This window comes from Propionivibrio sp. (assembly GCF_049316945.1).
GTDB lineage: Bacteria > Pseudomonadota > Gammaproteobacteria > Burkholderiales > Rhodocyclaceae > Propionivibrio.
In genome coordinates this window covers 14,451-27,078 of record NZ_JBMOJE010000071.1, presented here as the reverse complement: position 1 = coordinate 27,078, position 12,628 = coordinate 14,451, and the positions used below count along the sequence as shown (strand labels likewise).

Sequence of the window (12,628 nt, the reverse complement as noted above, 5' to 3'; positions counted from 1 at the left end):
CGATCAATGCAGGTGAGAAGATAAAATCGGGAAGTTATTTCGTAGCCGTTCCTTAATGGTGGCGACGTTCTTCTCCGCTTCGCCGCTCCCCGCTGACGGAATGGCTTGTTGCCAAGCTGCGTGATGAGCGGATAAAAGCCTTCAAAACCGGGGAGCATGCCCCTGGCCAGCGGCTGGCTGGTGAATGGCGGAAACAGCACCATGACCAGTGCATTCATCAAGGCGGCAACCATGACCAGGCGCTGATACTTGTTCACTTGAGCTTCTCCGGAAGCGCTTTGAACCTGCAAGACGAACTATGACGTGCTTTGCACCTTAAAACCTCAGTCTATCCACGAAAATCACGAAAGACACGAACAAAATCAAGAGCTTGATGTGTATTCTTCATTCACCTTTTGGGTGACCATCTTAACTTATTATCTCCTTGATTCTTTTCGTGCTTTTGGTGTTTTTCGTGGACGAACTGCTTTTTCCAGGTTGAATTGCAAAGTCCTTCGCGCTTGCCTCACAGGATTACCCCGGATCGATTCAGCCACTATAATCAAGCCTCCGTTATCATCATCAAGGAGGCGTAATGCATTTTTCCAGAATTTTCATGGCCGTGAGCGGGCTGATTCTTGCCGCTCCGGCCATTGCTGCCCCGGTCCCCGCGCCGGCTCCGGCGTCTGCACCGATCGAGTTTTCGCATCAGCTCGACGAAGAGCGTGCGGCCCGCATCGAACCGCTGATCGAGCGTTTCAATGCGCAGCAGAAAGACGTTCAGATCAGGATGGTGCGTCGCGTCGAGGGCGAGGCGCCGAAGCAGATCAATCTTGTCACGCGCGAAGAGCATTCGCGTTTTCTTGCCAACAAGGCGAAGTTCAGGCCGCTGCATGAAGTCATGCGCGAGGCCAGGCAGCCGCTCGATTCCAGCAAGCTTTCCTACGAGTTGCGTGCTGGCCTGGCCGATGCCAAGGGCCAGCTTTTTGCGCTGCCCGTCGCCTTCTCGACGCCGGTGCTCTACTTCAACAAGGCCGCTTTGCGCAAAGCGGGGCTGAATCCCGAACGGCCTCCGAAGACCTGGCTCGAGATCCAGGAGGTCTCCGGAAAGCTTTTCGTATCCGGCAGTCGCTGCCCGTTCACCACTTCCTGGCCGGCCTGGGTACATATCGATAACCTGAGCGCCTGGAATGGCGCCGAGGTGGCCGACGCCAAAGGCAAACTCGTTTTCAACGGCCTGGTCCAGATCAAGCACGTCGCCATGATGGCCACCTGGCACAAGAGCAAGTATTTCTCCTACTTCGGCAGGCGCGACGAGGCGGATCGGCGTTTTGCCAGCGGCGAATGTGCGATGCTGACCAGTTCCTCTTCGCTCTACGGATCCTTGTCCGAAAGCAAAACGCTGGAGGTTGGCGTCTCCACGCTGCCGTATCACGACGATGTGCGCGGTGCGCCGCAGAATACGCTGGCCGACGGCGGCTCGCTGTGGATTGGCAACGACTTGAAGCCGGCGGAAACAAAAGGCGTCGCAAAATTCATCAACTACATCCTGGGCCCGGAAGTCCAGATCGAGCTGACGGTGGCCGGCGGCTTCCTGCCGATCACCCCGGTGGCGCGCGCGGCGGCCAGCAGCAAGCTGTTGCAGTCTGATCTGGCCGGGCTGAACGTGGCCTATTCGCAGCTTCAGGGCAAAACCTCGTCGCCGACCGTTCGTGTTTCGCAGATCGAGCCGGTACGCATCATCGTCGAGGAAGAACTCGAAACCGTCTGGGCCAACAAGAAGCCGGCCAAGGAAGCGCTGGATGACGCCGTTCAACGCGGCAATGCCGTCCTGCAAGCCAAGGCGGCTGCTCCGGAGGTCGCAGCCAAGGCCAAAAAGGGCGGCAAGTAAGTAACCAGTGATGGCTCCGGCGCCCGACTGGCCTCTCCCGCGCGTCTTTGCGCACCGCTGCGGCGGTGCGCTGGCGCCGGAGAACAGCGCCAGCGGGCTGCGCATTGCCGCCGCGCTGGGTATGCGTGCCGTCGAATTCGACGTCATGCTCTCGGCCGATGGCTCGCCCTGGCTGATTCACGACGAAACGCTGGAACGTACCACCAATGGCCGTGGCCGCGTATGCGCTACGCCGGATGCCGTTCTGCGCAACCTCGATGCCGGCAGCTACCGGCATCGCGCCTTTGCCGGCGAACCATTGCCGACGCTGGAAGCGGCCGCGGCTTTGTGCCGTGAGCTTGGCCTGATGGCCAATGTCGAGATCAAACCGGCGAGCGGATTCGAGGCGATCACCGGCGAAGTCGTCGCCCGGCGCGTCATCGAGCTGTGGTCAGGCGTTCAACTTCCCCTGGTTTCCTCGTTCTCGGAACTTGCTCTGGAAACGGCCCGGCATGCGGCGCCGCAGTTGCCGCTCGGCTGCCTGTGGGTGCGGCCGCCTGCCGACTGGCGTGCTCGCCTTGATGCATTGGCCGCTTTCAGCCTGCATTGCGCGGCCGACAAGCTGGACGATTCGCTTCTCTGCGCCGCCCGTGCTGCCGGAATTCCTGTCCTGTGCTACACGGTCAATGACCAGTCTGTCGCCGAGGCACTGTTCAGGCGCGGCGTGGCATCGGTGTTCAGCGATCGCATCGATGTCCCGGGTCGCAGTGAAAAATAGTAACAAGCCCTGCAAGCCGCGCAAACAGGCGTTCTACAGCAAGGCAGGCCGGCGAGCCAATAAAGACGGCGATCTTCAGGCACATCACCTGTAGATCGGCTAGAGGTCTGTGTATCGGGATTCACCTATTCGGCAGCCTCGCCCTTCCATGTGGCGCTGACCTTGATTGCTGGCTGGCATCCGACGCACTGATTTGATCTACGCCTGCATTCTCGTACGCCGTCTCCTGTGCTCCAGGTCAACTTTACCTGCAAAAAAACCGGGGTTATCTGATATACCCGTATCCCAAAATTCAAATTCGGCGCAAAATCTACACGTTCTATCCTGAAAAACTCGGTTGACCGCGACAAACTGACCGTAAAGCCGGATCTGACGCGTGTTTAGCCCTCACCCCAACCCTCTCCCGCGGGGAGAGGGGGTTTACACCCTTCTCCCCGCGGGAGAAGGGCCGGGGATGAGGGCTTGCGACATTGGCATAACATCCAACTGGGTTTTCCAGGTTTATCGAGTTGCTGCACCTATAAAAATATTGAAATTCAGCAGTTCAGGAATCAATGATTCGAACCTTCAAAGGACTCCGCATGATCACTGATGACGAAACGAAGCAACACGCTTTTCGCGATGCTGGCGAGGCGCAGCCGTTGCTGGTAGCCCCCCCCCCAGCCCTCCAAATCACTCGCGCAGCGAGTCAGGAGCGGCGGCGTCAGCCGATGGCGTCACCGGCATGAACAAACAATTCGCACCCGTCAGCACGCGCCTGCCGATAACGATATTTGTTCTCGGGCTGTGCCTGGCCGCCATCACCGGTCTGTGGAGGCAAAATGCAATCGACCGTGACGCCGAGGCTCGTTTTCAACGTAACGTCGAACATGTTTCTGCCAATATTGCTCAGCGCTTCCTCAAACCGGTCTACGGCTTGAATGGTCTGAGGGGCATGTACGCCGCCCGAACAAGCGTGAAGCGCGCCGAGTTTCGGGACTTCGTCGAAACGCACAATCTGCCAATGGAATTCCCTGGTGTCAGGGGATTTGGTTTCATTGAACACTTCATGCGCCCGGATATGAACGCTTTCCTTGCGGCCGAACGTGCCGACAGCGCGCCTCAGTTCGCCATCCGTCAGCTCGATGAGCGGGAGCACGAAGATCTCTACGTAATCAAACTGATCGAACCTGCCGTAAACAATGCCGGGGCGGAGGGTCTGGACATCGGCTCCGAAGCGCTGCGCCGAGCCGCAGCAAAGCAGGCCATTGACAGCGGCGAGACAACCATGACCGAGGCCATCACCCTGGTGCAAGATACGCGCAAGAGGCCCGGTATGCTGATATATCAGCCGGTCTACAGGCACGAATATCAGCCGGTCTACAGGCACGACACGAATCCGGCAACGGTCAGCGAGCGCAGGGCGGCACTGCTTGGCCTGCTGTACGCGCCAATCGTCATCGAAGAATTGCTCGATGGAATAGATGACGTAGTGCAGGGTCAAATTAATTTCAAACTCTTCGAAAACGGTAACTCGCTGCTTTACGACACTGAACATGCGGCCCCTCCGAGCGCCAGCCAGAATGCCCTGTCCGACCACCGCCATGTCGCGACCAAGCCACTGATGCTGTCCGGCCGGGCGTTAACCCTTCAGGTAGCCAGCACGCCCGGGTTTGATGCGGCAATCGATCATTCGTCGCCGTGGGTGATGTTCGCCGGTATCACTTTCCTCGGTGCCTTGCTTGCGCTGCTGTCACGGCAGCAAGCTACTGGCCGCCGTCGCGCCGAAACGCGTGCGCTGCAAATGACAGAAGAGTTGCGCGAGGTTTCGGCGCGCGTTACCGCGATCGTTGACACCATGAACGATGGCGTAATCACCATTGACGAGCAGGGCACCGTGGAAACGGTCAATCCAGCGGTTGAGCGGCTATGGCAGTACGCCGCCGGCGAACTGATCGGGCAGCACATCAACATGCTGATGCCCGAGTCGTCACGCAGCGCGCACAACCACCACCTGGCGCATCTCGTCGCCAGCGACGAGATGCGCACGGCCATTTGGATGAGCCGCGCGGCGACGGGCCTGCGCCAGGACGGCAGCCTGTTCCCGCTCGAAATATCAGTTAATACAATACAACTGGGCGACAAGCGTAAATTTGTCGCCATCCTTCACGACCTCACCCGGCGGAACCAGGCCGATGATTTGCAGTTGGTTTTGACGCGCGCCATCGAGCAGAGTCCGGCGTCGATCCTTGTGACTGACGCCAAGTCCGCTATTCAATATGCCAATCCGCAATTCGAGGAACTGACGGGCTACCGACTAGACGAAATCATCGGTAAAAACCCGATGATCCTCAGTTCGCATGAGAAGTCGCTTGAGGATTATCAGGCGATGTGGGCCACGCTCCTCAGCGGGCAAGCCTGGCAGGGTGAATTTCATAATCGCCGCAAGGACGGAACACTGTACTGGGAACGGTCATCCATCTCACCCGTGCGCAATCGAAACGGTGTTTTGATCAACTACGTAGCGATCAAGGAAGACATTACTCACTTCAAGAAAATATCGAGTCAACTGATCCTCGCCAACGCCGAACTGGCTTTCCAGAACGAAGAAAATGGCAAACGCGTCGAAGCGCTCGCCATCGCCAATACCGAGCTGGCTTTCCAGATCGAAGAAAAAGGCAAGCGCGCCGACGAACTGGCCATCGCCAACGAGGCGGCGCAGGCAGCAAATATTGCCAAAAGCCGCTTCCTGGCGACCATGAGCCATGAAATCCGCACGCCGATGAACGGCATTCTCGGCATGGCACAGATGCTCCTGATGCCGCAGATCACGGATGACGAACGGCTCGACTACGCGCGAATCGTCTTCACCTCCGGCCAGACATTACTCAATCTGCTTAATGACATCCTCGATTTATCCAAGATTGAAGCGGGAAAATATCAGCTCGAATCGGCCGCCTTCGACCCCTGCCAACTCGTCCACGAAACCCGGACGCTGTTTGCCTCGACCTCAAACGACAAGCCCCTGAGCATCGAATCCGGCTGGAACGGGCCGGTCGGGCAGCATTATCTGGGCGATCCCCTGCGCCTGCACCAGATGCTCTCCAACCTGGTCAGCAACGCCATCAAATTCACCGAGCAAGGCGTTATCCGCATCGAAGCGCGTGAAATCGAGTGCGATCAAACGACCGCCGTGCTCGAATTTTCCGTCGCCGACACTGGCATCGGCATCCCTGAAGACAAACAGGCACTGATGTTTCTGCCATTCTCGCAGGCCGACAGCTCGACCACCCGGAAATATGGCGGGTCGGGTCTCGGACTGTCGATCGTGCGCCACATGGCTCAGCTCATGGACGGCGATGTCGGGCTCGATAGTCAGGCCGGACAGGGCTCGCGTTTCTGGTTCCGCATCCGTGCCAAACGCGTCGTTGCCGGCGCGCAAGGCAGTACAAGCGAACGTGGAAACGCTGGCATCGTCAGCCCGGGCCTGGCCGGATCGGAACTTTCCGGCCGGGTACTGGTGGTCGAAGACGTCCTCGCCAACCGCATGGTGATCGAAGCGATGCTGACCAAATTGGGCCTGAGCGTTACGCTCGCAGAAGACGGGCAGCAGGGGGTCGAAGCGATCATTGGTGGCGACACCGCCGACCTGATCCTGATGGACGTGGAGATGCCGGTCATGGATGGTCTGGCTGCCGCCGCGCAGATACGGCAGTGGGAGAAACAGAGCGGACGCGCGCGTCGTCCGATCATCGCCCTGACCGGCCGCGCCTTCGAGACGGACAGGGAGGCCTGCCTGGCGGCGGGCATGGACGATATCCAGCATAAACCGGTTTTCTTCAAGATCCTTCAGGCCCTGCTTGCCAAGTGGCTGCCAGCCTCACCCCGCGCCACGGCTGAAATTGCAGTACCGACGGTAGCGGACAAGCCGGTGGACGTCGAACGTGTCGTCGCGCTGATTGAGGAACTCATGCCCCTGCTGAAAAAAAACCGGTTCGAAGCCATCAGCCTCTTCAGCGCCCTGGAGGCCGCCGTCGCCGGAACGGTGCTGGCGGAAGAATTCAGGGAAACCGGACGACTTCTGGACGGACTGCACTTCGGCGAGGTGCTGGAGCGATTGCGCCACCTGACGACAACTCCCGCACTGGAAATTGGAAAGGAGTTCGCATGACTGTCACAAAACAAACAATTCTGGCGATCGACGACCTTCCGGCCAACCTGATCACCTTGGGTGCGGCGCTGGGGACGGACTTCCATCTGCAATTCGCGACCTCCGGGACGGAGGGGCTCGCCCTGGCGGCAAACGATCCTCCTGATTTGATTCTGCTTGACGTGATGATGCCGGAAATGGACGGCCATGAGGTTTTTCGACGCCTGAAAGCCGACCCGCGGCTGTGCGCGATTCCGGTTATTTTCGTCACCGCGCAGGGCGACATTCAGGCCGAGAGCATCGGCTTGGCGCTGGGTGCCGCCGACTACATCGGCAAGCCCTTCAACGTCGAGATCACTCGCTTGCGGATCAGAAATCTGCTTGAGCGTGAGCGGCTGCGCAAGGAAGTGGAGCACTACCGCGATCACCTTGAGGAACTCGTTCAGGCACGTACCCTTGCGCTGTCCATCGCCAAGGAAGCCGCGGAAACCGCCAGCACGGCGAAAACCACCTTCCTCAACAACATGAGCCATGAACTGCGCACACCGATGAACGCGATTATGGGCATGACGAGCCTGGCCCTGCATGTTGCCACCGATGCCAGGCAAAAAGGCTGGCTCGCCATCGTTGAACTATCCTCGAAGCGGCTGCTGGGTCTCATCGACGACATTCTCGCCATCTCCACTATCGAAGCCGGGCGCTTGAGCCTTGAGAACGTCGACTTCACGCTTGAACCCATCCTGGCGACACTGACCCGCCTGGTCAACGCGGAGGCAGAAGAAAAAGGCCTGTTGTTCCTGATCGATATCGCACCCGAACTGGCGGCGCTGCCGCTGCATGGCGACCCGCATCGCCTGAGTCAGATTTTGCTCAGCCTGGCCGGCAATGCCGTCAAGTTCACCACCGAGGGGTTTATATGGCTGAATATTTTTCCGGATCAGGAGACCGCCACCGATGTAGCGCTGCGCTTCAAGGTGAACGACACCGGCATCGGCATCTCGTCGCAGGATAAAACGCGCCTGTTCACGCCCTTCGAGCAGGCCGATGGCTCGGTATCCCGCACCTATGGGGGCGTCGGGCTTGGCCTTGCGATCAGCAAGCGGCTGGCGCTCGCGATGGGCGGTGACATCGGTGTCGAAAGCGGCGTCGAAAGCGGTGTCGAAAGCGGCGTCGGGTCCGGTAGCTGTTTCTGGTTCACGGTCCGGCTGCCGAAGGCCGTCCAGGTATCAGAACTCGCAGCGCTCGCCCCTGGCGTGGCCAACGGCTCCGCCGAACAGGATTCAACGATACTTCACCCGGGGGCGCGCATCCTTCTGCTGGCGGATGACGTGGCAAGTCGGGAACGGTTTGGCCAACTGATGCCGACCGTCGGACTGCGGCTCGATGTGGCGGGTGACGGTATCGAAGCGCTGGAAATGCTGGCAGAGACCGAATACGACTTGATCATGATCGACATTACTATGCCAAAGATGAACGGGGTCGACTGCGCGCTGGCCATCCGTTCCCTTCCGGGACAAGAATATACGCCGATCATCGCGCTCACCGCCAATGCCTCCGCCGGGGAAGGGGCACTCTGCATCGAGGCCGGCATGGACGATTACCTCACCAAGCCCGTAGAAATGCAGACCCTATTGTCTCTTCGCAGGACTTTGCATGATTGATACCAGCCAAACCAATGAAAAAGGTTTCAGCCCTTCAGCAAGCGAGGTGGTTACAAACCGGGGTCGCGTCGGGAAAAGTGTTCTTGCTCTGTTTGCACTAGGCTGCCTGATCATTCTCTGGAGCGTTTCCTGGTATGGCATTGAAGAAAAGCGCCTCAGCGAACTGCGGGCCGCCGAAGCTCATGCCATGGGCAAAGCTGCGGTTTTCGCCGAGTTTTCCAATTCCACAATCAAGCGGGTCAACCAGATACTTCTCGACCTGCGCGACGGTTGGTCAGGAAATGCAAAGGCATTTGTCGACCAGGTCAAGGCGCGACAGAAGCACATCGAGGATATCGCCTTTCATGTGTTGGTGATCGACCGGGAGGGATGGCTCACGTTCAGCAATCTGGGGCAGCCTGCAACTCCAACCGATCTGAGTCAGCGTGAATATTTTCTTGCCCACAAAAACTCAATGGATGCTGACCGATTGATCATCAGCAAGCCGGTGTTGGGAAAAGTGTCGGGGAGATGGTCTATCCCGTTTTCTCGCCCCTTATTCGATCATGGGCATTTTTCTGGTGTGCTGGTCGTTTCGGTTAGCCCTGAATTGTTTGGCGAGTTTGCCAAGTCGCTCTTGAACAGCAAGAACGGATCGACGACACTGATCGCCGAGAGCGGTGAAATCATGGCGCGCTATCCCTCGTCAGACACCTACTACAACTTGAAACTGCACGATCGTCCCTTTTTAAAGGGCGGGGCTCCCGTCAGCGGCTTTTTCCGCCATGTATCAGGTGCCGATGGTATCGACCGCTTTTTCGGATACCGCAAGAATCCAGACTACGGTTTGAATTTCCTGGTAGGCGAACCAGTAGAGGATGTGCTGGCGCCTTACCACGCGTACCGCGCACTGGTTTTTGGTGGCGCCGGACTGCTCAGCCTGTTCATTCTCGCGGCATTTCTGATGCTTTATCGCAATCTCTGCGCGCTTGAGGCGGCGCGCATCAAGATACTGACGGCCAACGAAGGGTTGCAGGAAAGTCAAACGCTGCTGCGCAGCGTAATCGACAATATTGACGCGCCGATTTTCATCATAAGCGCTGAAGGACATTTCGTCATTGCCAATCAGGCCATGGCCTCCTTGTACAACACCTCCCCTGCAGGATTGGTCGGCAAGGTCGACGCCGATTTCGGGGTTCCGGCGGAAATCGCCGAGTCGTACCGGCAGAGCATCAAACGCGTGCTCATGCGGGGTGAATCCGAAATTGTGCTTGAAGATATCAACAACACGGTGACCGGTGAGATACGCCACTATCAATCGCTGAGAAAGCCCTTGCAGGATGCCTTGGGAAACGGCCAGGTTCTCGTCGTGGCCACCGATCTGAGTGCTTTTACTCGTGAGCACGCCAAGATGCTGGTACGAGAGCAGCGCCTGAGAGAGCTACTTGAAGCGACGCGTGAAGGGACGTGGGAATGGCATGTGCCGACGGGAACCATTGTTCATAACGATCGATGGTACACACTTCTCGGGTTTGCCCCGGATGAGATTCCAGGAACCATGGAGGCGTTTAGTCAATTGATTCATGAGGAGGACATTTCCTGTGTGATTCAACGAATCGATGCCCTGATCAAGGGTGACGTCGACCATTACGACTCCGAACACCGCATGAAGGGCAAAGACGGGATTCTCTGGGTCCATGACCGTGGACGTATTGTCGAGCGCGATGCACAGGGGGCACCACTCCGGGTGGTTGGCAGTTTTATGGACATCACGGCGCGTCATGATGACGAAGTACGGCTGTCCGATTTCGCGCTACAACAGCTGGCTTTGCTGCAAAGCGACGTCATCGGCATCATGTTGGTTCGCGACCGAATGATGGAGTGGGTCAACGACACCGTGGCCAGCATGCTCGGGTATACCGTGCTCACCCTCCAGGGAATGCCGACCAGGGTGCTCTATCCGAATGACGAATATTACCTGGCCTTCGGCGAGGCCGCGTACCCTGTGCTCCATTCCGGCAGCAGCTTTCGCACGCAATGCGAGCTATTGCGCAATGACGGCAGTCCGGGCTGGTTTGATTTTTCCGGTTCCATTTTTTCAGCGGACGATAAGCTGACGGTCTGGTCGGTCGTCGATATCTCGAATCAGAAACGCTACGAAGCCGAACTCATTGAGGCCCGCCAGGCCGCCGACCGGGCCAGTCATGCCAAGAGCGATTTCCTGGCGACCATGAGCCACGAGATCCGAACGCCGATGAATGGCGTGATCGGAATGACGGACTTGCTGCTGGGTACCGACCTGAGCAATGAGCAGCGCGACTATGCGGATCTGGTTCGCATGAGTGCGGGAAATTTGCTCGGCCTCATCAACGACATCCTTGATTTCTCCAAGATCGAAGCGAGGAAACTGGACATCGAGCTTCGCGACCTTGATCTGCGAATCCTGCTCGAAGACACCGCAGACGTGCTGGCGTTACGCGCCGAGGAGGCGGGGCTGGAACTGATCTGCCAGATTGATCCTGACGTTCCGGTACATCTGAAAGGTGATTCCGGAAGACTGCGCCAGATCATCAGCAATCTGGCCGGCAATGCGATCAAATTCACCAGCGAGGGTGAAGTGATCATCCGGGTGATGCCCGACTCTGAAGCCGACGGTTCGGTTACCCTGCGCTTCGAGATTCAAGATACCGGCATCGGCATACCGAAGGATCAGCAAGCGCTTCTCTTCACGCCCTTCACCCAGGCGGACGGCTCGACGACCCGGAAATACGGTGGCACGGGCTTGGGGCTGGCCATCTGCAAGCAGTTGGCTGAACTGATGGGGGGTCAGATCGGCATCGAAAGCGAGTCGGGAAAAGGCTCTACAATCTGGTTTACCGTCCGTTTAGTGAAACAAAATGGACTAGCTCCCATGACTCCTGCGTCGCTTGATCCAGCAACGGATACACGGTCGGCACGAATTCTGGTGGTCGACAACAACGCCACCAACCTGCAACTGATAGCGTCCCTGCTTATAGGCAATGGCTACCCACATGAGGTGGCGGACAACGGGGAAACCGCGCTGAGGCTGCTACGTGAGGCGAAGCAACAGAATCATCCTTTCCAGGTGGCGCTGCTGGATCAGCAGATGCCGGGCATGGATGGCCACGAACTTGGGCGCCGGATCAAGGCCGACCCTTTGCTGGAACCAACCTTGCTGGTAATGATGACCCCGATCGGGCTACGGGGAAATTGGGCGATTGCGGAAGAAATCGGTTTTGTCGGGTATCTGACCAAACCGGTTCGCCACGCACAACTTTACGACGCTATCGCGAGGGTTCTGTCGAAAGATCCAGGCGTTGCTCAACTCCCGAAGACTGAAGTCATTTCGCGACAAACCCTCGCCATAGCGGCTCGCCATGAATTTCGCATCCTGTTGGCGGAGGACAATATCGTTAATCAGAAATTTGCACAGACTTTGTTGGGCAAGCAGGGCTACCGGGTGGATACGGCAGGCAACGGCCTTGAAGCGATTCACGCGCTGGAGTTAATCAACTACAACCTGGTCTTGATGGATTGCCAGATGCCAGTGATGGACGGTCTTGAAGCCACCACAAAGATTCGTGATGCGAACTCGAACGTCCTTGATCATGCCGTGCCGATCATTGCCATGACCGCCAACGCCATGGCAGGAGACCGCGAAAAATACCTTGCCGCCGGGATGGACGACTATATATCCAAACCTGTCGATAGCCGGGATCTATGCAACAAGGTTGCGGGCATTTATGACCAGGTGCGTGCCAGTGTGGCGGAACAGGGCGTGGGCGCTTACTCTGCAAGCGGAGTCATGATCGAAGAAAATACGTGCAGGACTCCTCTCCTGGAGATCGGTGCTTCAGTCGAAAAACAGGTATTCGATACGGCGCTGGCCCTCGACATGATGGAAGGGAATGAGGACATCCTGCGCATGATGTTACCGATGGTGCGTGATCAGATGATTGTGGATCGGCGCGAGATTGCCAGAGCGATTCGCGATAACGATACAGAAGGAGCAAGAATTGGCAGCCATCGCCTCAAGGGGAGCGTGGGCCAGATCGGAGCGGTTCGCGCCCAGGAAGTCTGCGCACGGATCGAGGCGGCGGCGACCAGCAATGATTCGGGCGCGCTTGCCGGTCTTCAGCAGATGCTTGAAGCAGAACTTGATGCGCTGACAGCGGCAATCGACAACTATCTCGGGGATTGCAGCAAGTGAG

The 12,628-nt window shown here is 57.9% G+C and carries 6 protein-coding genes; 5 read left to right on the top strand and 1 reads right to left on the bottom strand.

The genetic code is table 11. The annotated features are described in order from the left end of the window. On the bottom strand, positions 1-257 hold a 257-nt coding region (locus ACOYNV_RS16015; RefSeq protein ID WP_422900791.1), incomplete at its 3' end, for a hypothetical protein. A gap of 317 nt (positions 258-574) precedes the next feature. Between ACOYNV_RS16015 and ACOYNV_RS16010 the strand changes: the two genes are divergently transcribed. The 5 genes from ACOYNV_RS16010 to ACOYNV_RS15990 all read left to right on the top strand — a co-directional run bounded on the left by ACOYNV_RS16010 (position 575) and on the right by ACOYNV_RS15990 (position 12,627). Continuing rightward, entirely contained in the window at positions 575-1,870 is a 1,296-nt protein-coding gene (locus tag ACOYNV_RS16010; RefSeq protein ID WP_422900790.1) for an extracellular solute-binding protein, read from the top strand. A gap of 10 nt (positions 1,871-1,880) precedes the next feature. Next, positions 1,881-2,627: a glycerophosphodiester phosphodiesterase gene (ugpQ, locus tag ACOYNV_RS16005; protein ID WP_422900789.1), complete on the top strand. Its 747-nt coding sequence runs from the start codon at positions 1,881-1,883 to the stop codon at positions 2,625-2,627. 724 nt (positions 2,628-3,351) lie between these two features. After that, positions 3,352-6,777 (top strand): CHASE domain-containing protein, encoded by a 3,426-nt coding sequence (locus tag ACOYNV_RS16000; RefSeq protein WP_422900788.1) that lies wholly within the window; start codon positions 3,352-3,354, stop codon positions 6,775-6,777. Next, positions 6,774-8,417 (top strand): response regulator, encoded by a 1,644-nt coding sequence (locus ACOYNV_RS15995; RefSeq protein WP_422900787.1) that lies wholly within the window; start codon positions 6,774-6,776, stop codon positions 8,415-8,417. The genes ACOYNV_RS16000 and ACOYNV_RS15995 overlap by 4 nt, the downstream gene beginning before the upstream one ends. Then, positions 8,410-12,627, top strand: a complete 4,218-nt coding sequence (locus ACOYNV_RS15990; RefSeq protein WP_422900786.1) for a response regulator — start codon at positions 8,410-8,412, stop codon at positions 12,625-12,627. The genes ACOYNV_RS15995 and ACOYNV_RS15990 overlap by 8 nt, the downstream gene beginning before the upstream one ends. Position 12,628: the final 1 nt, after the last annotated feature.